Annotated in this window: 24 protein-coding genes; 8 read left to right on the top strand and 16 right to left on the bottom strand. The window is 59.9% G+C overall.

Going from position 1 to position 24733, the window contains the following annotated elements:
• Positions 1-3 precede the first annotated feature (3 nt).
• Positions 4-1941, top strand: a complete 1938-nt coding sequence (locus tag AC5YUO_RS02195) for an EAL domain-containing protein (protein WP_496154092.1) — start codon at positions 4-6, stop codon at positions 1939-1941.
• 162 nt (positions 1942-2103) lie between these two features.
• On the opposite strand, the gene AC5YUO_RS02190 is transcribed toward AC5YUO_RS02195, so the two are convergent.
• A complete protein-coding gene (locus tag AC5YUO_RS02190) occupies positions 2104-3987 on the bottom strand; it encodes an ABC-F family ATP-binding cassette domain-containing protein (RefSeq protein ID WP_496154091.1) in 1884 nt (627 codons plus the stop codon).
• A 69-nt stretch (positions 3988-4056) separates the two neighbouring features.
• Positions 4057-5103: a GGDEF domain-containing protein gene (locus tag AC5YUO_RS02185; protein ID WP_496154090.1), complete on the bottom strand. Its 1047-nt coding sequence runs from the start codon at positions 5101-5103 to the stop codon at positions 4057-4059.
• Between the two features lie 258 nt (positions 5104-5361).
• Between AC5YUO_RS02185 and AC5YUO_RS02180 the strand changes: the two genes are divergently transcribed.
• On the top strand, positions 5362-6057 hold the full coding sequence (locus AC5YUO_RS02180; protein ID WP_400812003.1) for a glutathione S-transferase family protein: 696 nt from the start codon (positions 5362-5364) through the stop codon (positions 6055-6057).
• Between the two features lie 103 nt (positions 6058-6160).
• Complete coding sequence (ndk, locus tag AC5YUO_RS02175; protein WP_003496769.1) at positions 6161-6583, top strand: nucleoside-diphosphate kinase; 423 nt, start codon at positions 6161-6163, stop codon at positions 6581-6583.
• Positions 6584-6903: 320 nt separating this feature from the next.
• Here ndk and AC5YUO_RS02170 read toward each other — a convergent pair whose 3' ends face one another.
• Positions 6904-7416, bottom strand: a complete 513-nt coding sequence (locus tag AC5YUO_RS02170; RefSeq protein WP_496154089.1) for a hypothetical protein — start codon at positions 7414-7416, stop codon at positions 6904-6906.
• Complete coding sequence (locus tag AC5YUO_RS02165; RefSeq protein WP_496154088.1) at positions 7413-7967, bottom strand: CGNR zinc finger domain-containing protein; 555 nt, start codon at positions 7965-7967, stop codon at positions 7413-7415. Before AC5YUO_RS02165 ends, AC5YUO_RS02170 begins: the two co-directional genes overlap by 4 nt.
• Before the next feature lie 61 nt (positions 7968-8028).
• On the opposite strand from AC5YUO_RS02165, the gene AC5YUO_RS02160 reads away from it, so the two are divergent.
• Positions 8029-8925, top strand: a complete 897-nt coding sequence (locus tag AC5YUO_RS02160) for a branched-chain amino acid ABC transporter permease (RefSeq protein WP_400812006.1) — start codon at positions 8029-8031, stop codon at positions 8923-8925.
• A 60-nt stretch (positions 8926-8985) separates the two neighbouring features.
• Here AC5YUO_RS02160 and AC5YUO_RS02155 read toward each other — a convergent pair whose 3' ends face one another.
• The 5 genes from AC5YUO_RS02155 to AC5YUO_RS02135 form a co-directional block, all read right to left on the bottom strand.
• Positions 8986-9453: a molybdenum cofactor biosynthesis protein MoaE gene (locus tag AC5YUO_RS02155; protein ID WP_496154087.1), complete on the bottom strand. Its 468-nt coding sequence runs from the start codon at positions 9451-9453 to the stop codon at positions 8986-8988.
• A gap of 4 nt (positions 9454-9457) precedes the next feature.
• Positions 9458-9712, bottom strand: a complete 255-nt coding sequence (moaD, locus tag AC5YUO_RS02150) for a molybdopterin converting factor subunit 1 (protein ID WP_400812010.1) — start codon at positions 9710-9712, stop codon at positions 9458-9460.
• On the bottom strand, positions 9712-10299 hold the full coding sequence (gene pgsA, locus AC5YUO_RS02145; protein WP_059752461.1) for a CDP-diacylglycerol--glycerol-3-phosphate 3-phosphatidyltransferase: 588 nt from the start codon (positions 10297-10299) through the stop codon (positions 9712-9714). Before pgsA ends, moaD begins: the two co-directional genes overlap by 1 nt.
• A gap of 105 nt (positions 10300-10404) precedes the next feature.
• On the bottom strand, positions 10405-12450 hold the full coding sequence (gene uvrC / locus AC5YUO_RS02140) for an excinuclease ABC subunit UvrC (protein ID WP_496154086.1): 2046 nt from the start codon (positions 12448-12450) through the stop codon (positions 10405-10407).
• A complete protein-coding gene (locus AC5YUO_RS02135) occupies positions 12447-13235 on the bottom strand; it encodes an SDR family oxidoreductase (protein WP_496154085.1) in 789 nt (262 codons plus the stop codon). The genes uvrC and AC5YUO_RS02135 overlap by 4 nt, the downstream gene beginning before the upstream one ends.
• Positions 13236-13584: 349 nt before the next feature.
• On the opposite strand from AC5YUO_RS02135, the gene AC5YUO_RS02130 reads away from it, so the two are divergent.
• Positions 13585-14241 (top strand): outer membrane protein, encoded by a 657-nt coding sequence (locus AC5YUO_RS02130; RefSeq protein ID WP_496154084.1) that lies wholly within the window; start codon positions 13585-13587, stop codon positions 14239-14241.
• Between the two features lie 125 nt (positions 14242-14366).
• Here AC5YUO_RS02130 and AC5YUO_RS02125 read toward each other — a convergent pair whose 3' ends face one another.
• Positions 14367-14963, bottom strand: a complete 597-nt coding sequence (locus AC5YUO_RS02125; RefSeq protein WP_496154083.1) for a glutathione S-transferase — start codon at positions 14961-14963, stop codon at positions 14367-14369.
• Between the two features lie 111 nt (positions 14964-15074).
• Positions 15075-15848 carry a ribonuclease T2 family protein gene (locus AC5YUO_RS02120; protein WP_496154082.1) on the bottom strand — a complete coding sequence of 258 codons (774 nt, stop codon included), beginning with the start codon at positions 15846-15848 and terminating at the stop codon, positions 15075-15077.
• Between the two features lie 207 nt (positions 15849-16055).
• Between AC5YUO_RS02120 and AC5YUO_RS02115 the strand changes: the two genes are divergently transcribed.
• Complete coding sequence (locus tag AC5YUO_RS02115) at positions 16056-17003, top strand: lysylphosphatidylglycerol synthase domain-containing protein (protein WP_400812021.1); 948 nt, start codon at positions 16056-16058, stop codon at positions 17001-17003.
• A gap of 4 nt (positions 17004-17007) precedes the next feature.
• On the opposite strand, the gene AC5YUO_RS02110 is transcribed toward AC5YUO_RS02115, so the two are convergent.
• Positions 17008-17871 (bottom strand): 23S rRNA (adenine(2030)-N(6))-methyltransferase RlmJ, encoded by an 864-nt coding sequence (locus AC5YUO_RS02110; RefSeq protein ID WP_496154081.1) that lies wholly within the window; start codon positions 17869-17871, stop codon positions 17008-17010.
• Positions 17872-17912: 41 nt separating this feature from the next.
• On the opposite strand from AC5YUO_RS02110, the gene AC5YUO_RS02105 reads away from it, so the two are divergent.
• Together AC5YUO_RS02105 and AC5YUO_RS02100 are read left to right on the top strand one after the other, a co-directional pair.
• A complete protein-coding gene (locus AC5YUO_RS02105) occupies positions 17913-20135 on the top strand; it encodes a molybdopterin-containing oxidoreductase family protein (protein ID WP_496154080.1) in 2223 nt (740 codons plus the stop codon).
• Between the two features lie 58 nt (positions 20136-20193).
• The gene (locus AC5YUO_RS02100; RefSeq protein ID WP_496154079.1) at positions 20194-20811 is read left to right on the top strand and encodes an NUDIX domain-containing protein; all 618 of its coding nucleotides are present in this window, start codon (positions 20194-20196) and stop codon (positions 20809-20811) included.
• Positions 20812-20868: 57 nt separating this feature from the next.
• Here AC5YUO_RS02100 and AC5YUO_RS02095 read toward each other — a convergent pair whose 3' ends face one another.
• From AC5YUO_RS02095 to AC5YUO_RS02080, 4 genes are all read right to left on the bottom strand, one after another.
• Positions 20869-21804, bottom strand: coding sequence for an omptin family outer membrane protease (locus AC5YUO_RS02095; RefSeq protein ID WP_496154078.1), 936 nt, complete (start codon positions 21802-21804; stop codon positions 20869-20871).
• A 132-nt stretch (positions 21805-21936) separates the two neighbouring features.
• Positions 21937-22611 carry a phosphoribosylglycinamide formyltransferase gene (purN, locus tag AC5YUO_RS02090; RefSeq protein WP_496154077.1) on the bottom strand — a complete coding sequence of 225 codons (675 nt, stop codon included), beginning with the start codon at positions 22609-22611 and terminating at the stop codon, positions 21937-21939.
• Positions 22608-23681, bottom strand: coding sequence for a phosphoribosylformylglycinamidine cyclo-ligase (gene purM / locus AC5YUO_RS02085; protein ID WP_496154076.1), 1074 nt, complete (start codon positions 23679-23681; stop codon positions 22608-22610). Before purM ends, purN begins: the two co-directional genes overlap by 4 nt.
• Before the next feature lie 123 nt (positions 23682-23804).
• On the bottom strand, positions 23805-24599 hold the full coding sequence (locus AC5YUO_RS02080) for a class I SAM-dependent DNA methyltransferase (protein WP_496154075.1): 795 nt from the start codon (positions 24597-24599) through the stop codon (positions 23805-23807).
• Positions 24600-24733: the final 134 nt, after the last annotated feature.

Genomic DNA, 24733 nt, shown 5'->3' with positions numbered 1-24733 from the left:
CAAATGATGGAACTGATCGTTGCCCAGGCGGCTGCATCCGCCGCCGAACTTCCATTCCTGCTGCTTCAGGCGGCGGCCGTGGTTGGCATGTTGTCCGTGCTGATGCTCCTGCACCGGACCATCGCTTTTAATGATGTGCGTTATAAGGTTTATTACGGGGTGGTTTTCGGAGTGACCGGCTTTCTGCTGACGCTCCTGGTTTCCGAGTTCATCCAGTTGCCGTCCAAGCCCTATATCCGCTCGGACCTGTTGTTTCTGGCGGGGGTGCTGGGATCCTGGCAGGGTGGGTTGATAGGTCTGGCGTTTATCTCCGCGGCGCGTTACCTGTTCGGCGGTCCTGCCCTTTTTGGGGCCGCATTTCTGGATATGAGCATCATCTCCGCTTTCGGCATCGCCGTCTATGGCTGGATGCGCGGGCGTCATCTCACCGAACTCGGCATACGGGAGATCGCAGGGGTTTTCGCGATCAGGATTTTTGCGGTGCTGTTCGCGGTTTGCGTGACCTATCTCCTCGGCATGATCGGTGAAGAGCTGTTTCTGAGCAATGTCGGACGTCGCATTGTCGGCGCGGGTGTCGGCCTGCCGATGATCGCCTGTCTCTTCCTTGTCCTGCGCAGCGAAGCGCGGGCGCGGGAAGCGGCGAAAAAACGCGACGTTGCCGCGCGGACGGATTCGCTGACCGGCCTGCCCAACCGGCGTGCGCTCAAAGACCATATCGAAATGACGACACTCCAGACACCGGCCGTGCCGCACGCGCTGCTGCTGATAGAAATCGTCAATATTGCCGATGTCGCGGCCTATCAGGGCGAGGATTGGGCCGATCTTTTCTGGCCCAAACTGGCGCAGGAGGTCTGTGACGACGATAACGGTCTGTTGTCGAAGGCCAATGCGCCATGCAGCTTCATGTTTGGAGACGCGACGCTTGCGGTGGTCGTTGCGGGGATCTCGCTGGAGAAATCGGAAAGCGCCAGCCTTGTCATGCATCTGCACGAGGGGCTGATCTCCTTTTTCCGAACCGCGGAGGCAGGTCCGGTCCCGCATTTCAAACTCGGTGCGGCGAATCTGGAAATGGTCCCGGATCAGAACGTGGCCTCCTTCCTCAGGCATCTCAGCCTGGCGCTGAGGCGGAGCGAAAATCCCGTGCAGATTTTCCCCTTCTCTTTCGCCGAGAAAGCGGCGCGGGACGAGGGCGTGCGGCAGATGCTGGTCCGTTGGATCAAAAATGGAAAGCCGCCGATATTTTATCAGCCCAAGTTTGAAATTCACACCCGCCGCATGGTCGGTGCCGAGGCGCTTTTACGGGCGGTCGATACAAATGGGCAGGCGCTTTCGCCCTATTATGTGCTGGAGATCGCCGAACGCCACCGGCTGCTGGTGGATTTCGAATGGTCGACCATCGAGGCGGTGGTTCGCGACCTTGCCGAGTTACGGGATGTCGATGCGGATTTCCATCTCGCCGTGAATATCTCCGCGTCGTCTTTTGCGACCGCGCGTTTCGGGGCGAGGGTGGTGGCCTTGCTGCAGGCGGAGGGGGTCCCGGCATATCGGCTGTCGATCGAGGTGACGGAAATGAGCAAGATGCCGAGCATCGATGCCGTGCAGCACAATTTCGATGAGCTGTTTGCAGCCGGCATACGGATGGCGCTCGATGATTTCGGCACCGGCTACGCCGCGCTCACTCTGCTGGCAAGGTTTCCCTTCGAAGAGGTGAAGATCGATCATTGGATGACATCCCGGCTCGATCAGGCGCGCTTCAGGGACGCCGTTGTGCTCGCTTTTGAAAGTGCCGAGCGATATGGCGCCAAGCTTGTGACGGAGGGCATAGAGACCGAAGAGCAGAGCCGAATGCTGATGCAGATGGGCATCCGCTTCGGGCAGGGCTATCTTTATTCGCCCGCCGTTCCCCTTGAACGCCTGCTGCCTCAGAGGAAATGCGCGTGATGCATGCCGGTGGAGTTGCGCCGTGATTTGCCTTTAGCGATGAAAGCGTCATGGACGGGCACTCCGTCCGTGGCAGCTCCATTCGATTGCTTCTGGCGCGCAGGAAGAGATTTGCGCCGGCGGAACGGGGCGCCGTTTAAGCTCCCCGTTGTTTCCGCCCCATCACGATGCCATCGCGTCCTCATATTCGCTCGAAAGCAGCAGCCATTGTTCCTCTGCGTCTGAAAGCTTGCTCGCGGCTTCGCCCCGCTCCTTCACTTTCTGTGCGGCCTTGGCGGGTGCCTTTTCGTAGAGGGCAGGGTCGGCCAGTTCGGTGTCGAGAGACTGAATCAGTTTCTCAAGCTTTGCCGTCAGGGATTCGATTTCGTTGATCTTTTTCTTGAGCGGCGCCAGTTGGGCGCGCTTTTCCGCGCTTGCCTTGCGCTGGTCGGCCTTCGAAGCCTGATCGGCGCCGGCATCGGTCTTGTCGTCCTTCTTTCTGCCGGAGGAAACGACGAGATCGCGATATTCCTCCATGTCGCCTTCGAAGGTCTTGACCGTGCCGTCTGCCACCAGCCACAGCCGGTCCACCGTCGCTTCGATGAGGTGGCGGTCATGCGAGATCAGGATCACTGCGCCATCATAATCGTTCAGCGCCTCGATCAGCGCCCGGCGGCTGTCAATGTCGAGATGGTTGGTCGGTTCGTCGAGGATCAGGAGGTTCGGGGCGTGGAACGCCGCAAGTCCCATCAACAGGCGAGCCTTTTCGCCGCCGGACAGATCCTTCGCCGCCGTCGCCATTTTTTCCGTTGCAAGGCCCATTTGAGCCACGCGCGCGCGCACCTGCGCTTCAGGCGCCAGCGGCATCAGCTTGCGCACATGTTCGACCGGCGTTTCATCCGGCACGAGGTCGTCGAGCTGGTGCTGCGCGAAAAAGCCGATCTTGAGGCCGGGTGCCACACGAAGATCGCCCGCCTGCGGCGTAAGCCGGCCGGAGATGAATTTCGCGAAGGTGGACTTGCCGTTGCCGTTCGAGCCGAGCAGCGCGATGCGGTCGTCATTGTCGATCCTGAGATTGAGCTGCTTCAGAATGGATTTGCCGGGCTCATAACCAACGGCGCCGCCATTGATCGCGACGATGGGGGAGGCGGGCTGCTTTTCCGGCTCGGGGAAGGTGATCGGCTGGACATGATCCTCGATAACGGCGGCAACCGTGCCCATGCGCTCCAGCGCCTTGATGCGGCTCTGCGCCTGCCGCGCCTTGGTGGCCTTGGCGCGGAAACGGTCGATGAAGCTTTGCAGATGTTTGCGCGCGGCATCGTTTTTCGCCTTCGCCTTCATCTGCAATTCGTCGGCCTCGGCCTTCTGCCGCTCGAACTGGTCGTAACCGCCGCGATAGAAGGTCAGCTTCTTCTGGTCCAGATGCACGATGGAGTTGACGGCATTGTTCAGAAGATCGCGGTCATGGCTGATGATGATGACGGTATGCGGATAACGCCTGATATAATCTTCCAGCCAGAGCGTGCCTTCGAGATCGAGATAGTTGGTCGGCTCGTCGAGCAGCAGCAGGTCCGGTTCGGCAAACAGCACCGAGGCAAGCGCCACGCGCATGCGCCAGCCGCCGGAGAAGGAGGAGGCGGGGCGAAGCTGCGCCTCGTGATCGAAACCGAGACCGGCAAGAATGCTGGAGGCGCGCGCTTCGGCCGAATGGGCGTCGATATCGACAAGCCGCATCTGGATTTCGGCGATCCGGTGTGGATCGGTTGCGGTTTCGGCCTCGGCCAGCAGCGCGCTGCGCTCCTTGTCGGCGGAAAGCACGATGGAAATCAGCGATTCTTCGGTGCCCGGCGCTTCCTGCGCGACCTGACCGATACGCGCCTGTTTCGGGATCGTTACCGAACCGCTTTCCGCCGAAAAATCGCCGGTGATGACTCTGAACAGGGTGGATTTGCCAGCGCCGTTGCGGCCAACAAGGCCCGCCTTCACACCGGCGGGAAGCGTCACGCTGGCATGGTCAAGAAGCAGACGCCCGGCGATGCGGGCGGAAAGATCGGTAATCGTAATCATGGCGCCGTTTTGGCCGAACTGTCTGGCCAAGGCAAGAGCGCGCGCGCCACATCGGGTGAGATTACGGTATCAATCGCCGAGCTGCGCCAGATAGCTGGTGCGGCTGTGCTGCGCCACCTCCCGCGAGTAACCCACGACGCAGTTGCGCGCGCCGCAGCGGGCGGAGAGCAGAGCGAGTTCGGCATGGCCGAAAAATTCGGCGGCCGTGGCGGTGCCATCCACCTCCGCGACACCGATCGAAACGGTCAGGTGCTCGCCATCGCCACCGCTCGTCGCGAAGCGCAAGGCCTCAACGCTCTGCCGCAGCCGTTCCGCAATGGCCTCGGCCGTATTCTGCGGCACGCCGGCAAACAGAAAGGCAAATTCATCGCCGCCGATGCGTGCGACGAAATCGTCCTTCTTGATGGTCTTGCGAAACAGGGCGGCGAGCCTTCTCAGCGCCTTGTTGCCGGCGGAAGAACCATATTTGCCATTGATTTCCCGGAAATGGTCGATGTCGAGCAATACCAGCGATGTGGCGGAGGCGGCCCGATCCTTGGCAAAAAGGGCGCCGAGCTTTTCCAGAAAGGCGGCCCGGTTGGGAAGCGCCGTCAAGCTGTCGCGCAGCGAGGCGGCCTGAAGTTCCACCCGGTTTCTTTCGGCTTCGCGGATTTTCACCAGCCCCATGGCAATGAAATGCCGGAGGCTCGTCTGCTCCTCGTGAATGTCGCCCAAAAGCTCCAGAAAACGCTCCGTCGCGGGCGGCTCACCCTCTTCGTCCTGCTGGAGGCCATCCATGAAAGTTTCGGTGCGCTGCAGGCTTGCCTCAAGCCGCGCGGAAATCTGCGTCAGCGTATCGAAGGCCTCGCTTGCCATCTGTTCGGCCTCGATCCGGGAAAAACCCGGCAGATTGTGCCGTTGACCGATAAGATCGATCTCGTGCTGTCGCGGCGCATTGCCGAGCGCGAGAATATCGCGGCCCATGGCCGGGTTGTGGCCCGACAATATTTCATAGATCAGTTCGTAATTTCGCGGCAAAGGCGCAATGTTCATCTTGGCGATGAACTGAGCGATTTTGGTAACGACAAGAGAACTTCTTGCCTGTTCACGTTTCTTATCGCCCGTCGATGTCGTCACTGACAGCCCCAATACCGATAGATTATTATAAATAGACCGGCGATGACCGATTGATGAATGGGGATATTCTTACAAGCAACGGTTTAAAATTGACTGAATCCGCGAAAATTTTTGGCGCTGTGAAGCGAAAATTTCCATGTCGGCAAAAGTGGCGGAACACCCGCGCGCCTTGATCGATTGCATGACAAATCCTGATTTGATTTCATGCTTGCGCCGTTCTTATATCGCTCCATCGATGTTGCAGAAGAGGGGCAGCCCATGACGACTTCCAGAACGCTCTATTCGCTGTGCGGAAGCGATACTTCCCGGCCATTTTCTCCCCATTGCTGGAAAACCGTGCTTTCGCTTGCCCATAAGGGGCTGGATTTCGAGGAGCGGCCTTTGCCCTTCACGGTGATCCCGACGGTGGAGGATGGTTTTTCGAAAACCGTGCCGATCCTGCGCGACGGTGACCAACTGGTGAGCGACAGTTTCGAAATCGCCCTCTATCTGGATGAGGCCTATCCGGAGCGCCCGTCGCTGTTTAACGGCGAGGGCGGCAAGGCCATGGCCCGTTTCGTCGAAAGCTGGTCGCAGACGGTGCTTCACCCGGCGATTACCCGCATCGCCGTACTCGATATCCACAACATGCTGGATGAGCCGGATCGCCGTTATTTCCGCGACAGCCGCACGAAAGTGCTCGGCCGCCCGCTTGAGGATGTGGTGGCCAATCGCGAGACGGAAATCGCTGCGTTTCCCGCATTGTTGACGCCGATCCGCCGCATGTTGAGCTTCCAACCCTTCATCGGCGGCACATCGCCGCTCTTTTCCGACTACATCGTGTTCGGCGCGCTGCAATGGGCGCGCATCACCACCGGGGCCGATCTGTTTTCCGATAATGACCCGGTGCGGGACTGGTTCGAAGGTTGCCTCGATCTCTACGATGCGAGGGGCCGCAGTGTGACAGCGGCGTGAAATGTCTGGCGTCATCGTCGCAATCTCGTCGATCCCCCTTGTTTTCGGGCCTTTGGGCGGGTAAAGACCGCCCACTTTCTCTGAAGGAAAAGGAAACGGACACATGGCGATTGAACGCACATTTTCGATGATCAAGCCGGACGCAACCAAGCGTAACCTCACGGGCGCGATCACCAAGGTATTTGAAGACAACGGCCTGCGCGTCGTCGCCTCCAAGCGCGTCTGGATGAGCAAGCGCGAAGCCGAAGGCTTCTACGCCGTTCACAAGGAGCGTCCCTTCTTCGGCGAACTCGTTGAAGGCATGACCTCCGGCCCGACCATCGTTCAGGTTCTGGAAGGCGAAAACGCCATCCTCAAGAACCGCGAAATCATGGGCGCCACCAACCCGGCCCAGGCCGCTGAAGGCACCATTCGCAAGACCTTCGCGCTCTCCATCGGCGAAAACTCCGTTCACGGTTCCGACGCCCCGGAAACCGCCGCACAGGAAATCGCCTACTGGTTCGCCGAAACCGAAATCGTCGGCTGATTCAAAATCTCAGCGGCTTGAATCGTTGTTTCAGGCGGTTGGCTGAAGTTGCTGAAAAGACTCGAAGAAACGGAGCCGAAAGGCTCCGTTTTTTTTGTTTTGGAGCGCTGCCCGCAAGACGACGCATTTTTGCGGAGACCTCGCTCCATACTCCGTCACCCCGGACTGGATCCGGGGTCCAGCGCGATCAAGTCCTTGATCGCAAAAGGTCTTACGCCACGCAGACGCGCGGCTGCTGGATGCCGGGTCAAGCCCGGCATGACGGAAGAGAGGTTTGCCGCCTCTTACAGGGAGCTCAGCCGAAAGATTGCAATTTCTTGTTACGACGCCGGGCACCCCTGAACCGGCCGCATATCCGTCGTGCCGTCAGGTTTGAACACCTCCGGATTAGGCGTATAGAGTGGGCCAACCACCAGCGGCTTGGCGGGAAGAAGCGATTGGTCGGTGTCGGAACGGATCGTGGTTTCGATCGTCTGCAGAATATCGCCTTCCGGCCCCTTGATGCGGAGGGTGACCCTGTAGGGCCGGTCCTGCTTCACGCATTCGACCGGCGGGCTCTGAATGGTGATCTTTTCGTCCTTCGGGAAAATCTTCTCGCGGCTGTTGAGGTCTGGCCCCCCGCGCGGGTTTTCGAACGTCGCCTCAATGGTGCTGCCATCGCGAATGGGGGCAATGCGCTGAAGGGTCACCAGATAGGTGGCGATGGCGACGCGGTAGTTGAAAACGAACATGCGGCCGGAAATCTTGGCCACCTCGCGCGGTTCGTCGCGCTGGCAACCGGAAAGAGCGAGCATTCCCGCAATCGCCAGCAATGGAAGGGCAATTCCTCTCATGTCTGCACCTCCTTCTTCCGGTGATAGTGCCGGCTGGCTTTCTGCCGGTTGCCGCACACCGCCATGTCGCACCAGATTCGGCTTCTGTTCTTGCTGCGGTCAATGAAAAGCCAGCCGCAATTGCCGCAGATCCGCAGCCGTTCCTGCGTCCCGCTCGCAAGCAGCGAGAGCGTGGAATGGGCGGTGGCGTTGCCGAGGTTTTCGGCACGCGGGAATGTCCGCAGCGCCGTGCCGCAGGCGAAGAGGAGCCCGGCCAGCCTGCCGTCGCCGTCTTTTCCGCCGCCGGTGACGGATGCGCGGAAATAATCATCGACAGCCTCGCGAAGTGCGAGAAAAACCGGCCGGTTTTCCGCGTCGGGCGCAATGAGCGCGGGAAACCTGTCACGCTCCGCACCAAGCTGCATCGCGGCCTCGGCAAAGGCGGCGATCTGGGCCGGCACGGCAAAACGGTCGACCGTTTTTGCCGCATCCGAGCGCAGGATGACGCTATTGGCGACATCCAGCGCCAATGCGCCGCCTGCGAAACGATGTTCTGTCCAGCGAAAGGTCATGCGGCATATTATAACTGTCAAAATCAGTTTTAACAGTTATAATCATCGCGGGAGGATGCGCTTGGCCTATTTCCTGCAACAATTGCTGAATGCCGTGCCGGTAGCCTCGCTTTATGCGGTCCTGGCCTTTGGTTATGCCATCGCCTTTTCCGTCACAAAACGCGCCGATGTCACCTATGGGGCCATATTCGCCTTTGCCGGCCAGACCTGCCTGCTCTTTGCCGACTTCGGCTGGAACCGGTTGTGGCTGGTTTTGCCGGCAACCCTGGCGTTCGGGGCAGGGGCGGGCCTGTTCGGCGGGCTCTGGGCGGCGGGTTTTGTCGGCAGGGCGGTGATGCGGCCGCTGGCGAAAGCCTCTCCCAATGCGGTCACCGTGGCCTCCGTCGGTGTGCTGATCGCGCTGACCGAAAGCGCGAGGCTGGCTGCCGACACAAGGCAATTATGGCTGCCGCCGCTTCTGTCTGAACCGGTGCATTTCTGGGCAGAAGCGGGCTTTGCCGTGACCCTGACGCCGTTGCAGATGCTGAACACGGCGGCCTTCTGCCTGCTCATTCTCGCAGGCTCGCTTTATCTCAGCCGTTCCGGTTTCGGCAGGCGCTGGAAGGCGGTGTCGGACGATGCTCTCGCCGCCGCTCTATGCGGGGTGAATGCGGGCAGGATATTTCTCGTATCCTATTGCGCGGCGGGCCTCGTTGCCGCCATTGCCGGCGTGCTGGCCACGTTTTATTACGGCACCATGGATTTTGGCGCAGGTCTTGTCTTTGGCCTGAAGGTGGTGCTGATTTCGGCGGCTGGCGGTTATGCCAGCCCGCTGATCTGCGGTCTGGGAGCCGCCGCCGTCGGCTTTGCGGAAACATTCTGGGTCGGTTACGGTCCGGTCGCCTGGCGGGATGCGGCGGTTCTGGCGATGCTGGTCGGCTGGCTGATTGTCATGCGCAGCAGGGTCGAAGCGCCTTAGAGCATTTCCAGGAAAAGTGAAATGCGGTTTTCCGTCCGGAAATGCGAGAAAGAAGGAACACTATCGCCACTTGTCCTTCGCCGTATCGTCGATCGTTTTTGCCGTGACCCAGTCGCCCGCCGTGCCATCCCTGCCATGTTCCTTTTTCCAGAACGGGGCTGAGGTCTTGAGATAGTCCATCACGAAATTTGCGCCGTCGAAGGCGGCCTGTCGATGCGATGAGGCGGCGATGACGAGGACGATGTTTTCGCCCGCGGCGATCTTGCCATGGCGGTGGATGGCGGTGAGGCCGAGAAGGCCGAAACGCTCGATGGCCAGTCTGGCAATGCGGGTGATTTCCGCTTCCGCCATGCCGGGATAATGTTCGAGTTCGAGTGCGGCCAGCGTGCCGCCGTCATCCCGGCAGAGCCCGGTGAAAACGACGACCGCGCCGATGCTTCCGTCGCCCTGCGTCAACAGGCGTGTCTCTTCGGCGGCATCGAAATCCTCCGCCTGTACGCGCACGGTCGGCTGAACGGCGTTTCGCATCCGCTCATCCCCCCGTCATGGGCGGGAAGATGCCGATCTCGCGGGCGCCGGCAATGCTCTCGTCATGCTCGACATGTTCCTGATTGACGGCAACGCGGATCACATCGGGAAACTCGAAGGCCGCTTCGTAATTTTCGCCGCGTGTCGCAAGCCAGGCGATCAGTTCGCCGGCGGTGGCGACGGAAGAGGGGATATCCAACGCCTCTTCGTCCGTGCCGATCTTTTCGCGAACCCAGGCGAAATAAACGATCCGTGTCATCAATCTTCGTCCACGATGTGTTTCAGGCCCGCCTTGAAGTAGTCATAGCCGGTATACATGGTCAGCGCCGCCGCGATCCACAGCAGGGTGATGCCCATTTCGGTCGTGTAGGGCAGCACCTTGTCGCCCGCCGGACCGGCGAGCAGGAAGGCGATGGCGACCATCTGGATCGTGGTTTTCCACTTCGCGATGCGGGTAACGGGAACGCTGACCTTCAGCGCCGCCAGATATTCGCGCAGGCCGGAAACCAGAATCTCGCGGCAGAGAATGGTGATGGCGGCCCAGAGCGACCAGCCGGCAATGGTGCCGTCCGCCGCCATCAACAGCAGCACGGAGGCCACCAGCAGCTTGTCGGCGATCGGGTCCAGCATGCGGCCGATATTCGAGGTCTGGTTCCAGATCCGCGCCAGATAACCGTCGAGGAAATCGGTGAGCGAGGCGATGATGAACAGCCACAACGCCGTCCAGCGCGCGAAATCCGAGCTTTCCAGTTTTCCTTCGATGAAGAAGCACAGGACAATGACAGGAACCGCAAGAATACGGCCATAGGTGAGAAGGTTGGGAATGCTGTATGCGCGCGAAGCCATGGGAAACCTGTCAGTCAAAGATCAGCTGCCTTGATGCCGCCGCCAGGGCATAGCGTCAACATGTCATTATGTTTTTTTAGCAGTTCGCGGTCTCACCGTTCTGCGTCAATCGCCGCCGCTCTCGTGGAAGTGATTGTAAATTTGCCGCGCAACCGTCTCGGAAATGCCGGTAACAGCCATCAGATCGTTGAGACCGGCGCGGGAAACCGCCTTGGCCGTGCCGAAATGCTGCAACAGGGAGCGTTTGCGCCCCGGCCCGATTCCCGAGATTTCATCCAGCGGATTGCGCACCATTTCCTTCTTGCGCCGCGCCCGGTGGGAGCCGATGGCGAAGCGGTGCGCCTCGTCGCGCATGCGCTGGATGAAATAAAGCACGGGATCGCGCGGCGGCAGGGAGAAATCGCTGCGCCCATCCGCAAAGAAACGCTCGCGGCCCGCCTCGCGGTCCACACCCTTCGCCACGCCGATGGCCGTCACACAGTCGCGAATGCCGAGTTCGTCGAGAATGGCCCGCACTGCCGTCATCTGGCCCTGTCCACCATCGATCAGGATCACATCCGGCCAGGCGGGGAAGGGCATGTCGGCGGCTTCTTCCGGTGTCGGCGTCCGTTCGCGGTCCGGTTTGCCCTCTTCCTTCAGCAGGCGTGAGAAGCGACGGGTCATCACCTCGCGCATCATGCCGAAGTCGTCGCCGGGGGTGATGTCGGTCGATTTGATGTTGAACTTGCGATACTGGTTCTTCACGAAACCTTCCGGCCCCGCCACCACCATGCCACCCACGGCATTGGTGCCCATGATGTGCGAGTTATCGTAGATCTCGATGCGGCGCGGCACGGTGGAAAGACCGAAGGTCTCCGCAAAACCCTTCAGCAACCGCGCCTGAGACGAGGTTTCCGCCAGCTTGCGGCCATGCGCCTCGCGGGCATTGGCCAGAACATGGTCGGTAATGTCTTTCTTCTCGCCACGCTGCGGCACGCTGATCGTAACCTTGTGCCCCGCCTTTTCGCCAAGTGCTGCGGCCAGCAGCTCCTGTTCTTCCACCGTTTCGGAAAGCAGGATCTGTTTCGGCACCGGCTTGTCGTCGTAAAACTGCGCGAGGAAGGCATTGAGGATTTCCGAGCCGGGCAGGGAGGGGTCGGCCTTCGGGAAATAGGCGCGGTTGCCCCAGTTCTGGCCGGTGCGGAAAAAGAACACCTGAATGCAGGAAATGCCGCCTTCATGGTGGATGGCGAAGACATCCGCCTCCTCGATGCCGGCGGGATTGATGCCCTGATGGCTCTGGACGTGCGACAGCGCTGCCAGCCGGTCGCGATAGACCGCGGCGCGCTCGAAATCGAGGTCCTCTGCCGCCTCGTTCATCTGCCGCGCGATCGCGGTCTTGACGCTCTGGCTTTTGCCGGACAGGAAATCCTTGGCTTCCTTGACGAGTTCTTCATACCCCTGATCGCTGATCTCATGCGTACAGGGGCCGGAACAGCGCTTGATCTGATAAAGAAGACAGGGACGCGTGCGGGTCTCGAAAACGCTGTCGGTGCAGGTGCGGATCAAAAAGGCGCGCTGCAGCGAATTGATCGTGCGGCCGACGGCACCAGCCGACGCAAAGGGGCCGAAATAATCGCCCTTGCGCGCCCTCGCGCCGCGATGCTTGAAGATCGCCGGTGCGCGATTGTCGGCGGTGATGAGAATATAGGGAAAGGATTTGTCGTCGCGCAAAAGCACGTTAAAGCGCGGACGTAAGCGTTTGATCAGATTCGCTTCCAAGAGAAGCGCCTCAGTCTCCGTGCGGGTGGTGACGAACTCCATATGCGTGGTGAAACGCACCATCTGAGCGATGCGGTTGGAGTGCACGCGGCCCTGCGCATAATTGCCGACACGCTTCTTCAGCGAGCGCGCTTTGCCGACGTAAAGCACATCGCCCGCCTCGTTGAACATGCGGTAGACACCCGGCGAATTCGGCAGGTGTTTGACGAATTCGCCGATGAGGTCCATGCCCTTCAGGCCGGATTCGTTTTTCCAGCCCGCATTCCAGTCCATGCCGGCGACGTCGCGCGGCGCCTCGGCAGCATCCGTCGCTGCAAGGTTGGCATCGTCGTCTTCGTCGTCGGTGTCATCGAAGAGAATACCGCCATCAGGCAGCTTCTTTCCGTTCATTCATTTATCTCCGCCACGTCAGGGGTTTCCCAGCCAAGGTGCTGGCCGCCGTCGAGCGCGATCATTTGTCCGGTGACCGACGGCGTATCATAAAGAAAGCGAATCGTCCGGCCGAACTCATCCGGCGCGGGACCACGCTTTAATATAAGGCCGTCGATCTGCGCCTGAAAGTCCTGGGGCGCCTGTCTTTCGCTTTTGAAGGTGGGACCTGGTCCGATGGCATTGACCCGCACACGTGGCGCAAAGCTCTGCGCCATGGTGCGTGTGGCGGTCCACAGCGCCGATTTCGAAAGCGTGTAGGAGTAAAAACGCGGCGTGAGCGCAAGCACACGCTGGTCGATGATATTGACGATCAGCCCGGATTTATCGGCCGGCAATTGCTCGACAAAGGCGGCGGCGATGAGGGAAGGGGCCCGCACATGCACGGCGAAATGGGCGTCGAAGACATCAGGATCGGGCGTTTCTGCGGTATCGGCGAGAAAAACAGACGCATTGTTGACGACGACGCCGATGGGGCCAAGGGCGGAGGCGGCCTTTTCGACAAGCGCCATGGTTGGCGCCGATTGTGTCAAATCCGCCTGAACAGCCGTGGCCTTGCCACCTTTTTGCCTTATTTCGTTAGCGAATTCCTCCGCCTGCGCCATCGATTCATTGGCATGGACGGCGATCGCAAAGCCATGGGCGGCCAGATCGGTGGCGATTGCCCGCCCGAGCCGGCGGGCGGCTCCCGTTATCAAGACTGTCTTTTGTATATTTTCTTTCACGGCGGACCTGCATTTGCTCATATCCGTCCTATTTGCTGGATATAAATGCAAATCGCAAGCTGTCCGTCGACCCCAAAAGAATTGGGCGATTTTTTATTCACAATGCAATTCCGGTTTAATTTGAATATAACTAAGTTTAAAGGCGATCTATTGCTTATTAGGCTTCTGTTAGGGTTAATAAACCCCTTGTGGCAATTAGGCAACGTCTAATTCTAGTCACGTCGCTGCCCCAAACAATTCACATTTTGGCTCTTTGATCTCCGCATTCTCCTATCAAATTCAGTTTCCAGAGGGGCGATTAACCCGACGAGTTTACACCGCGTCTGAGAACAATGTTTTGAGTACAGAGCGGTCCTGAAAGGAGAATAGCATGCGTATTTTCGTAGCAACCCTTATGGCTTCGACCATGGCAGCCGCCGGCTTTTCGGCTGCTCACGCCGCTGACGCCGTAAATGAAGTGCCGCAGGCACCGGTATCCTACGACCAGCCCGCGCCGGTCAAGGATTGGTCTGGCGCCTACCTTGGTGGTACCGTCAACTACGATTGGGGCCGTTTCAGCTCCAGCAACGACGGTCGTGACGCCAAGGGCGCTGGCGGCGGTCTCTACGGCGGTTACAACTGGCAGAACGGCCAGCTGGTTTACGGTGCGGAAGCAGACGTCAACCTCGGTGACGAGCGTGGCTCCGCCGGCACGGTCGCAGGTCGCGCCGTCGAAGGCAAGCAGGGCGTCAACGGCTCGCTGCGTGGCCGCGTCGGTTACGACATGAACCCGTTCCTGCTCTATGGTACGGCCGGTCTTGCTGTTTCCGACAACAAGGTTCGTGACGGCGTCGACAAGGACAGCGCCACGGCTCTCGGTTACACGGTTGGTGCCGGTGTAGAAGCCATGGTCACCGACAACATCACCGCTCGTCTGGAATATCGCTACAGCGACTACCAGAAGAAGGACTACACGCTCGGCAACGACGCCTTCTCGCGTGGTTTTGACGACCATTCGGTCAAGGCCGGTATCGGCGTCAAGTTCTGATCCCTCAAGGATCGCTATTGGAAAAGCCGGGGTTTTCGCCCCGGCTTTTTTGTTTTCCGGTCTATGTCGGATTGATGTCGGAAAGAATGCCCGGCTGTCAGGCCAGGCATCCTTCTGCATCCGCCTCAGGCGGCGGCCTTCATTTCCGTATAGGCTTCGAAACGCTTGCCGAAGGTTTCCGGCCAACCGGCCAGCGCCTCGCGCCCTTCGGCCCATTCTCCGGCAAAACGCAGGTCCAGATAACCGATCATCGCGGCAAGGGCGAAATGGCCGCCATGCAGCTTCTTGCCGGTTTTCGGCAGGTTCGCGTTGAGATGATCAAGGCCCTTCACGACCTTTTTCCACTGCTTGTCGATCCATGGCTGGTGAATCTTGTCTTCCGGGCGGTAGCGGCGCTCGTAAACGATGGCCAGCAGGCAATCCATGATGCCGTCGCACAGCGCCTCCAGAATTTCCACATCCGTACGCTTGCCGTTCTTTTTCGGATAGAGCTTGCCGCCAGAAAGACGGTCGAGATAATGCATGATCGCCACGCTGTCATAGACCGAGCCGCCTTCATCCAGAAGCAGGACCGGAATCTTGCCGAGCGGATTGTTATCCATCAGCGTTGCGGGCTCGGCATTGGTGTCGACGCGTACGGAGGTAATGTCGATGCCGAGATGGCGCGCGGCCATGCGCACCTTGGCGGAGTAGGGGGAAGCGGGCGAGTAGAGCAGTTCCATGGTCGGGTCCTGTGGTTGTCGTCTGGTGACTGGAATATTCAATAAAACTGGATAGCGGCTTTATGTCTGGAAAATGTGTAAAGACAGGAAAGAGAGCGCATTTGATGCGCTCTAGCGAATGGGGATGATTTCCGTGGCGTTGGCGCGGCAGCCCTTGCGGTCAAGCTCGGGGCAATCGCGGAATGTCATGTCCCTGTTGAGGCAGATACGCACTTCCTCGAGGCGCCTGCCGTCGCAGCTGATGGAGATGCCACGTTTCGACAGGCCGGGATTGGCGTCGGTGAAGGCGGTTTCTATGGCGTCGGCGGAAAGTGTGGCGGCTTCAGCGCCCGAGGAAATTTTCCCCGGCAACCTGATGGCTTGAAACGCTGCCCGTGTCGCCGAAAAATAGTCCCTCTGCGACAGGCCGGAGCAGGAGCCGTGCTTGCGCCACTGGTGGCCGATCAGGCCCATCGACGGCATGATGTCGAACATGGTGCGGCCGATCGCATCCGGAACCCGCTCGGGCTCGCTGCTTTGGCAGAATTCGGGGTAGCCGTTTTCGTTCTGCGGCCACAGCCCGTGCACCACGAAACCGTAACGCCTGTCGCTGCCGCATTGCTGGCGGTTGCCCGAGCCTTCGGAACTGGCGCAGAAGGCCGGTGACCACGAGAGCGACAGCACGTAAAAATCGAACCCGTTTCCGCGCGGTGCAGGGTTTTTCTCGGTCTCCTGTTGGGAAACGTCGCGCCTTGGAGCGTCCGTCCGGGAATTCCCGGTGGTCTGCGACTGGGGCTGTGTCTGCCGGTTGCCGGCGGGGCTCATCGGTGCCGGATTTTCCCGCGCGAACCACAGTGCTGCAAGCGATAAAAGACCCAGGGCGATGAAACCGGCATAACGCTTCATTCCGTGTACGTTCTCCGGAAAATGGACGACCTCATATCGCCGGCGGGCGACGATCCGGTCTTACATCAACTTGTGAACGGGGCAAACCGCCAATCTTTGATGAAAAGGTTGAAAGCTTCGCCGCATAACGAATAGAGTCGGACGAATCTTCCGCAAAAGACGGAACAGGGCTGGGGTGAAGCTGGAGGAAATAGGCGGCATGACCGCATGAAATTCAAGAAATACATCTGGCCCGTCGTTGGCTTCGCGACGATCGGTTTTTCCGCATGGTTGCTCTTTCACGAATTGCGCGGGCTGTCGCTCGACGATCTCTGGGACAGTCTGAAAGCCATTCGTGTGCGGGACTGGTTGTGTTCGGGCCTTGCAACCCTGCTCGCCTATGCCGCGCTCGCCGGTTACGACCGCATCGCATTGCAGCATCTTGGCCGCAAGGTGAACTGGTTCTTCATCACGCTCACCTCTTTCACCACCTATGCGCTGTCCCACAATGTCGGGGCGTCGGTATTCTCGGGCGCCGTGGTGCGATATCGGGCCTATACGTCCAAGGGACTGAGTGTGGCGGAAGTGGGCGTTCTCGTCGGCCTCTGCTCCTTCACCTTCCTCATAGGCACGATCATGCTCATCGGGCTGGTGCTGCTTTACGAGCCCGACATCACCGAACGGTTTACCGGAATCCTGCCCGTCGAAGCCTCCACCACGACAGGCGTGTTGCTGCTGCTCTTCGTCGGCCTTTATATTCTTGGCAGCCTGCTCAGACTGAAGCCTTTGAAAATCGGCTCATTCGTGCTGCCGTATCCCGCGCCGAAGCTTGTTGCGCAGCAACTCGTCATCGGCCCGATCGAGCTGATCGGCGCGGCGGGCATCATCTATTTCGCGCTGCCGGAAGCCGGAAATCCGGGTTACATGGTCATTCTCGGCATATTTCTGGTGTCCTTCTCGGCGGCGCTCATCTCGCATGCGCCGGGCGGACTGGGGGTGCTGGAACTGGTCTTCGTCACCGGCCTGCCGGATATGAATCCCGCCGACGTCATCGCCGCACTGCTGGTCTTCCGGCTGTTTTACCTCATCATTCCCTTCATCATGGCGCTGTTCGTGATCCTGTTCTTCGAGCGATCACAGCTTGCCGCGGCGCAGAAAAGGGAAGGGCTGAGATAGCCCTTCAATTCTCTTCCGGCTTTTCCTCGCCGCGCAGCCAGAAGGCGCGCTGCGAGGCGAACCTGTCCTGCGCCAGCATTGTCTTCAGGTAGGGAAGCAGCGTGTGCAATTCGTCCTTCAGCGTATAGGGCGGATTGACGATGATGAGGCCGGAGCCGCTCAGGCCATCCAGCCGATCGCTTCTGACGGAAAGTTCCGCGCACAGCATCTTCGGAATATCGAAGGATTGCAGCCGCTCATGGAAATCCTTGATCGGTGCGCCTTTCTTCAAGGGATACCACAGGCAATAGGTGCCGGTGGAAAAACGTCGGTAGGCCTTGTTCAAACCATCGGCCAGACGCTGATATTCATTCTCAAGCTCGAAAGGCGGATCGACGAGGATGAGGCCGCGCTTTTCCTTCGGCGGCAGATGCGCGCCGAGCGACAGCCAGCCATCCAGCTCGGTGACGCGGACCTGATAATCCCCCTCGAACAGGCGCGCGAGCGCGCGGCTGTCATCCGGGTGCAGTTCCATGGCCGAAAGCCGGTCCTGCGGGCGAAACAGCATACGCGCGAGTTTCGGCGAGCCGGGGTAGAATTTCACGCCACCTTCCGGATTGAGTTCCTTCACGGCGTCAAGATAGGGCTCCAGCAGTTCGGCGATGGGGGCGGGCAGATCGGCCTCCATCAGCTTGCCGATACCGGTCTGCCATTCGCCGGTCTTCTGCGCCTCTTCCGAGGTGAGATCGTAAAGCCCGATGCCGGCATGGGTGTCCAGCACCCGAAAGGCCTTGTCCTTGTTCTGCAGGTAGCGCACGAGGCGGGCGAGAACGGCATGTTTGAGGACATCCGCGAAATTGCCGGCGTGATAGATGTGGCGGTAGTTCATGGATATGTCTCGCTTGCCGTTTATCCGGATGAATGGTCAGGATGAATATTCTTGATGGACGTCACTTCGGCCTTTTTGCCGCATCGTTGATGCAATATACAAAAGACATGAACGTTGCGACCCCGATTTCCGCTGAAAAAGCCGCCCCGAAGGCCGAAGTCCGTATCGGACACACGGTCTGCCCGCATGACTGTCCGAGTGCCTGCGCGCTCGAGGTCGACATCAATGCCGATGGCCGCATCGGTCGCGTGCGCGGCGCCAACGCCAATACTTACACCGCCGGCGTCATCTGCGCCAAGGTGGCGCGTTATTCCGAGCGCATCTATCATCCCGGCCGTCTTCTGACCCCGAAGCGCCGCAAGGGTGCAAAGGGCGCCGGCCACTGGCAGGAAATCTCCTGGGAAGCGGCTCTGGACGAGGTCGCCGATGCCTTCGTCAAGGCCGAGGCACGGCATGGCGCGGAGGCCGTCTGGCCCTATTTTTATGCCGGCACCATGGGGCAGGTCCAGCGCGATTCCATCGAGCGCCTGCGCCACGCCAAGAAATATTCCGGCTTCTTCGGTTCGATCTGCACCAACATGGCCTGGACCGGTTACGTCATGGGCACCGGCGCACTGCGTGGACCCGATCCGCGCGAGATCGCCAAGGCCGATGTCGTCGTCATCTGGGGCACCAATGCGGTCGCCACGCAGGTCAATGTCATGACCCATGCGGTGAAAGCCCGCAAGGAACGTGGCGCGAAGATCGTCGTCGTCGATATCTACGACAATCCGACCATGAAACAGGCGGATATGCGCATCGTCGTCCGCCCCGGCACGGATGCCGCACTTGCCTGCGCCGTCATGCACATCGCCTTCCGCGATGGTTACGCCGACCGTGATTATATGGCGCGCTTCGCCGACGATCCGGCAGGGCTTGAGGTGCATCTGAAGACGAAGACGCCGCAATGGGCGTCCGAAATCACCGGTCTTTCCGTCGACGAAATCGAGGATTTCGCAAGGCTGGTCGGCACCACGAAGAAGACCTTCTTCCGGCTGGGTTACGGTTTTGCCCGCCAGCGAAACGGCGCGGTCGCCATGCACGCGGCCCTTTCCATCGCCACGGTTCTCGGTTCCTGGCAATATGAGGGCGGCGGCGCGTTCCACAATAATGGCGATATCTTCCGGCTCAACAAGGCGGAGCTGATGGGCAGTTCCTACGCCGACCCCGAGGTGCGCCAGCTTGACCAGTCGCAGATCGGCCGTGTGCTGACGGGCGATGCGGAAGCGCTGCGCCACGGCGGTCCGGTGACGGCCTTGCTCATCCAGAACACCAATCCCGTCAATGTCGCGCCCGAGCAGCGGCTGGTGAAACAGGGTTTTCTGCGCGACGATCTCTTTGTCGCCGTGCATGAGCAGTTCATGACCGAGACGGCCGACGTCGCCGATATCGTGCTGCCGGCCACCATGTTCCTGGAGCATGACGACATCTACCGCGCCGGCGGCCAGAACCACATTCTGCTCGGCCCCAAACTGGTGGAGCCGCCGGAAACGGTGCGCACCAATCTCTTCGTCATCGAGGAACTGGCGAAACGCCTCGGCGTCGATCATATGCCGGGCTTCGGCCTTTCGGCCCGCGAGCATGTCGACCGTATGCTCAAAGTCAGCGGCTGGGGTGATTTCGACACGCTGGCTGAAGAGAAGTGGATCGATGCGCAGCCCTCCTTCGAGGTGGCGCATTATCTCGAAGGATTCGGTTACGGCGATGGCAAATTCCGTTTCAGCCCCGAATGGGCGACTGGACCATCTCCGAACAAGCCGCCGAAAAACATCGGTGTGATGGGCCCCGTTGGGGAATTTCCGAAATTCCCGGATCAGGTCGACGTCATCGAAACCGTGGATGGCGACCATCCGTTCCGGCTGGCGACATCGCCGGCGCGCAACTTCCTCAACTCCACCTTTGCGGAAACCAAAACATCCGTGCAGAAGGAGGGCCGCCCGGAGCTGATGATCTGTCCGCAGGATGCCGCCGGCAACGGTATCGCCGATGGCGATATCGTCCGCATCGGCAATGGCCGCGGCGAAGTGCGGCTCCATGCGAAAATCGTGGAGGGTGCGAGACCGGGCGTGCTGATTGCCGAAGGCCTGTGGCCCAACCGGGCGCATCTGGATGGCGAGGGCATTAATGTGCTGACCGGCGCCGATGCCGTTGCCCCCTATGGCGGCGCGGCCTTTCACGACAACAAGGTTTGGCTACGCCGCGACGATGAGGCTCGCGAGGCTTGATATTGCGCCGCAACAAGGGCAGGCTGAAACCAATGCACGACAGGCAAGGACATATCCGTTGACACAGACGCAGGCGAAGAACGTTCCGGCCGACACGGACGCCAGCAGAATCCGGCTGGTGGAAAAAGAAACCGTCTGGAAGGGCTTCGTGCATATGCAGAAGCTCGTTTTCGATCAGCGCATGCCTGACGGTAAAACCATCCGTATCGTCCGGGAAGTCCACGACCATGGCAGCGCCGCCGCCATTCTTCTTTATGATCCGAAACGCGACAGCGTGGTGATGGTGCGCCAGTTCCGCCCCGCCGCCTTCGTGAACGGCGATCAAAGCTTCATGATCGAGGTGCCGGCGGGGCTTCTCGATGACGACGACGCGGCCGTTGCAATCCGCCGGGAGGCAATGGAAGAATCCGGCTACGCGGTCGAAAAGGTCGAGTACCTCTTCGACATGTATGCGAGCCCCGGCACGCTGACCGAAAAGGTCAGTCTCTTCGTCGCCCGCATCGATCTTGATGTGCAGGCCGGCAGCGGCGGCGGACTGGAGGACGAAGGCGAGGATCTGGAGGTTCTGACCTATGGGCTGGACGAAGCCTTCGCGATGATCGCATCGGGTGAAATCACCGATTCCAAGACGATCATTCTGCTGCAATGGGCGATGTTAAATCGCGCCCGGCTTTGAGGGCAGGGTTATTCGAGCGCGTCTGGTAAACTCGTACATCGAGTAATACCGTCGCAATCAGAAGCGTCCTTTCACACCCATCCCCACGAAAATCGACTGCAGGTCGCCGCCGCCGGCATTCTTTTCCGATGACAGGTTTCCGGCGCCTGCGCCGCTGTAGTGGGTGTCTCCGCGCCCGAGGCTGGTATAGTCATACGCGCCGTCGAGATAGACCGAGGCATTCTCGGTCAGGTCATAGGCAACGCCCGCTTTCACCCCGAACATGCCGGCAACGTCGAATTTGTCGGTGAAGCGCATGTCGCGCAGATGATGATCGTCGGTCGCCTTGCCATAAACCATCGCGCCGCCTTCTAGGCCGGCATTCAGCGACCAGTTGCCGAACCTCTGGCCGCCGGTCAGGTTGCCGTAGAAAACCGGTATCTGCTGACGATAGGTGATGCCTTTGACATCATCCTTGAATTTTACACTCAGATCCCTTGGCGAAAAAAGACTGTAGACGCCTCTGCCGCCATAGGCAGACCATTGCACATCCGTGTAACGGAAGCCGACGCCGGCGCTGAGATATTGCTGGGGATCGTCCAGCAGCATGCGGTTGAGTTCGAGGCTTCCCGAAAAATAATGGTCGAGCCGCGTATCGTCGTGCTGGGAACGATGGCTCCAATTGTCCTTGGAGCTATCCCGGGAAAAAGGCCATATCCAGTCATAGTCGGTCATGTAGCCATCGCCTTCGAAGCCGACGCGGCCTTCTGCCTTCACGCGCCAGCCGGGCGCAAGCTCAAGCCCGAGCGAGCCGCGCAGCGCCATGGCATTCTTGGTTTCCCATTCGAGTTCACTGACCTTGCGACCGCGCAGATGAACGGTTTCCGTCGCGCGGAGATTGAGGACACCGGCATCCAGCGAGGCTGTAACACCGCCTTGCTCGGCCAGGACCGGCAGGCTGGCACTCATCAGCAAAGCCGCCGAAAGCGGCAGGAAGAATCTCGAAAATGGCATAATCGCTCCTGAATGACCGGAGGGCCCGAAATAGGGGCCGTCACGGGCATTAAAGATGATTATGGTAAATGATCGGTTTATTTTGCCGAAAATACCACTTCTGAGTATCGCTGTACTTTAGGTATAGCTTTATCAGAAAGCGGAAATCAGGTTGGAATACTCGGATTTACTCTCGTTATCCATGGATATGGCTTTGCCGCCTTCCATCCGTACCTTGCCTTCCGCAAGCCGCTTCAGCGTCAGCGGGTAAAGCTGGTGCTCGACGGTCAGGATGCGTGCCGCAAGCGTATCGGCCGTGTCGCCGGAAATGACCGGCACCGCTCCCTGCGCGATGGTCGGGCCTTCATCCATGCCTTCGGTAACGAAATGCACGGTGCAGCCGGAAATCTTCATGCCGCTGTCGATGGCGCGCTGATGGGTGTGTAGGCCGGGGAAAAGCGGCAGCAGGGAAGGGTGGATATTGATGATGCGGCCTTCATAGGGAGCAATGAAATCCCCCGATATCAGCCGCATGTAACCGGCAAGGCAGATGATGTCAGGCGCGATCTCGCCGAGTGCGGCCAGAATGGCGCCCTCGTGCTCGGCCTTGCTGGCATAGGTCTTGCGTTCGAAGACCAGCGTGGGAATGCCCATGCCCCGTGCCTTTTCCAGCCCGCCCGCAGACGCCTTGTCCGAAATCACGCAGACGATTTCCGCCGGAGAATCCGCCGCCTGGCAGGCCTTGGCCAGCGCCACCATGTTGGAGCCGCTGCCGGAAATGAAAACGACGACGCGTTTGCGGCCGGTCGGGAAGGCGGCGCTCATCATAGGCCGAGAGCGCCCTTGTAGATCGTGCCATGTGCGCCCTCTTCGCGGGCGACCATACGGCCGAGCGGGAAGACGGTCTCGCCTTCGGCCGTCAGAACCTCGGTGACCTCACGGGCATTTTCGGCCGAAACGACCACGATCATGCCGACACCGCAATTGAAGGTACGCAGCATTTCCTTGGCTTCAACGCCGCCGGTTTTCGCCAGCCACGAGAAGACGGCGGGAACCTTGATCGCTTCGAGATCGATCTCGGCAGCGAGATGCTTGGGCAGAACGCGCGGAATATTCTCCGGGAAACCGCCGCCGGTAATATGTGCGAGCGCCTTCAGCGCGCCGGTCTCGCGGATCGCCTTCAAAAGCGGCTTCACATAGATGCGGGTCGGGGTCAGCAGCGCTTCACCGAGCTTCTTGCCGTCGGCGAAGGGGGCCGGGGCGTCCCAGTCGAGACCGGAGACCGATACGATCTTGCGCACCAGCGAAAAGCCGTTGGAGTGAACGCCGGAAGAGGAAAGGCCGAGAATGACGTCGCCTTCGGCAATGTCGCCGGCCGGCAGAAGCTGGCCGCGTTCGGCCGCACCCACGGCAAAGCCCGCGAGATCGTAATCGCCATCGGAATACATGCCGGGCATCTCAGCGGTTTCGCCGCCGATCAGCGCACAGCCGGATTCGCGGCAGCCGGCGGCAATGCCGGAAACGATGGCCGCACCCTGGTCGGGGTCCAGTTTGCCGGTTGCGAAATAATCGAGGAAGAACAGCGGTTCTGCGCCCTGAACGACAAGATCGTTGACACACATGGCGACGAGGTCGATGCCGACGGTATCATGATAGTCAGCGTCGATGGCGATCTTCAGCTTGGTGCCGACGCCGTCATTGGCGGCCACCAGAACCGGATCGGTGAAACCGGCAGCCTTCAGGTCGAACAGGCCGCCGAAGCCGCCGATTTCGCCATCCGCGCCGGGACGCCGTGTCGAGCGCACCGCCGGTTTGATCTTTTCGACCATCAGGTTGCCGGCGTCGATATCCACACCCGCATCACTATAGGTAAGACCGTTCTTGCCCGACTGGCTCATGGCTCTCGTCTCCGCTGGTTCCTTTGGCGTCGCCATTCGCACGGGACGGGGCCTGATGCAAGGGTTTGAGTGGCAAAAGCTCCGGTTTTTAACGGCTTTGGCGGGGTTAGCCGGATTGGGTGCTCACGATGGCTGCGGCGCGGCGCGACAGACGAGATTGAGCAGGCCGTCATTGGAAGTATCGGAATTTTCCTCGATCGGCCGTCCGTTCTCGCCATAACGTGCGGCGATCTCAAAACCCGCCGCTTCCAGCTGGCGGGTCTGGGCGGCAAGGTCGATGAAATAAAACAGGCCGCTCCAGCGGTGCGCCTGATCCGCGAGAATGGCATATTCCGGTGTGCGCCGTGTCGAAGCTTGCAGGCGCAGATAATTGATCCAGCTTTGCGGATGCAGCGAATTCACCACCTCGCGCGGGTGCCAGGAACGCCGGTGCAGCGGCATGCCGCCGGCCCGCTTCCATTGGCGATTGTGAAACGAAAAGATGAAATATCCGCCGGGTGCGAGAATGCTTCGCACGGCATGGATGATGGCAAGCCGGTCTTCATGGTCGAAGGCGCTTAGAATGGCGAGCGCGCCGAGCACGCAATCGAAACGCTCCGCGCCGAACTGGCCGATCGACCGCACATCCATGTCGAGAAACGTGGCTGAGGGAAAATTGCGCCGCGCCAGCGCCAGCATCGGCTGCGAGCGGTCAATGCCGATATAGTCTGCCACCAAGGGCAGAAGCGGCTTCGTCGTTCGTCCGGTGCCGACGCCGAGGTCAAGCAGCCGCTTGCCCGCATAGGCGTGGCGGAACTGATCGAGAATAATGCGTTCGGCCGGGTAAAGCTTTTGGTTGTCGTACCATTCGGCAACTTCGGGATTATCGAAGAGACCGGCATTATATTCCGCGATGCCATTTTCACTGGTGCTCTGCATCGTGCCCCCCGGCCGCCGGACAGGAAGGAGCGCTGCTGGCTCGCCCGGCAATATTTGATAGTTGTCTAATATTTGCCGCCGGTCAACCTGCCGTTGCGAGGGGTGGCCGGAAATGAGGGATTTTGCCGCGGTGC

The organism is Agrobacterium sp. LEGMi-208b, from assembly GCF_059511785.1.
Note: the sequence above shows the minus strand (reverse complement) of the source record. Positions and strands in the feature narration are given on the sequence as shown.

Excerpts from the sequence above, each read along its gene's own strand:
- AC5YUO_RS02195 (WP_496154092.1), top strand. The coding sequence starts at position 4 with ATGATGGAACTGATCGTTGCCCAGGCGGCTGCATCCGCCGCCGAACTT.
- AC5YUO_RS02190 (WP_496154091.1), bottom strand. The coding sequence starts at position 3,987 with ATGATTACGATTACCGATCTTTCCGCCCGCATCGCCGGGCGTCTGCTT.
- AC5YUO_RS02180 (WP_400812003.1), top strand. The coding sequence starts at position 5,362 with ATGACGACTTCCAGAACGCTCTATTCGCTGTGCGGAAGCGATACTTCC.
- ndk (WP_003496769.1), top strand. The coding sequence starts at position 6,161 with ATGGCGATTGAACGCACATTTTCGATGATCAAGCCGGACGCAACCAAG.
- AC5YUO_RS02170 (WP_496154089.1), bottom strand. The coding sequence starts at position 7,416 with ATGAGAGGAATTGCCCTTCCATTGCTGGCGATTGCGGGAATGCTCGCT.
- AC5YUO_RS02165 (WP_496154088.1), bottom strand. The coding sequence starts at position 7,967 with ATGACCTTTCGCTGGACAGAACATCGTTTCGCAGGCGGCGCATTGGCG.
- AC5YUO_RS02155 (WP_496154087.1), bottom strand. The coding sequence starts at position 9,453 with ATGCGAAACGCCGTTCAGCCGACCGTGCGCGTACAGGCGGAGGATTTC.
- moaD (WP_400812010.1), bottom strand. The coding sequence starts at position 9,712 with ATGACACGGATCGTTTATTTCGCCTGGGTTCGCGAAAAGATCGGCACG.
- pgsA (WP_059752461.1), bottom strand. The coding sequence starts at position 10,299 with ATGGCTTCGCGCGCATACAGCATTCCCAACCTTCTCACCTATGGCCGT.
- uvrC (WP_496154086.1), bottom strand. The coding sequence starts at position 12,450 with ATGAACGGAAAGAAGCTGCCTGATGGCGGTATTCTCTTCGATGACACC.
- AC5YUO_RS02135 (WP_496154085.1), bottom strand. The coding sequence starts at position 13,235 with ATGAGCAAATGCAGGTCCGCCGTGAAAGAAAATATACAAAAGACAGTC.
- AC5YUO_RS02130 (WP_496154084.1), top strand. The coding sequence starts at position 13,585 with ATGCGTATTTTCGTAGCAACCCTTATGGCTTCGACCATGGCAGCCGCC.
- AC5YUO_RS02125 (WP_496154083.1), bottom strand. The coding sequence starts at position 14,963 with ATGGAACTGCTCTACTCGCCCGCTTCCCCCTACTCCGCCAAGGTGCGC.
- AC5YUO_RS02120 (WP_496154082.1), bottom strand. The coding sequence starts at position 15,848 with ATGAAGCGTTATGCCGGTTTCATCGCCCTGGGTCTTTTATCGCTTGCA.
- AC5YUO_RS02115 (WP_400812021.1), top strand. The coding sequence starts at position 16,056 with ATGAAATTCAAGAAATACATCTGGCCCGTCGTTGGCTTCGCGACGATC.
- AC5YUO_RS02110 (WP_496154081.1), bottom strand. The coding sequence starts at position 17,871 with ATGAACTACCGCCACATCTATCACGCCGGCAATTTCGCGGATGTCCTC.
- AC5YUO_RS02105 (WP_496154080.1), top strand. The coding sequence starts at position 17,913 with ATGAATATTCTTGATGGACGTCACTTCGGCCTTTTTGCCGCATCGTTG.
- AC5YUO_RS02095 (WP_496154078.1), bottom strand. The coding sequence starts at position 21,804 with ATGCCATTTTCGAGATTCTTCCTGCCGCTTTCGGCGGCTTTGCTGATG.
- purN (WP_496154077.1), bottom strand. The coding sequence starts at position 22,611 with ATGATGAGCGCCGCCTTCCCGACCGGCCGCAAACGCGTCGTCGTTTTC.
- purM (WP_496154076.1), bottom strand. The coding sequence starts at position 23,681 with ATGAGCCAGTCGGGCAAGAACGGTCTTACCTATAGTGATGCGGGTGTG.
- AC5YUO_RS02080 (WP_496154075.1), bottom strand. The coding sequence starts at position 24,599 with ATGCAGAGCACCAGTGAAAATGGCATCGCGGAATATAATGCCGGTCTC.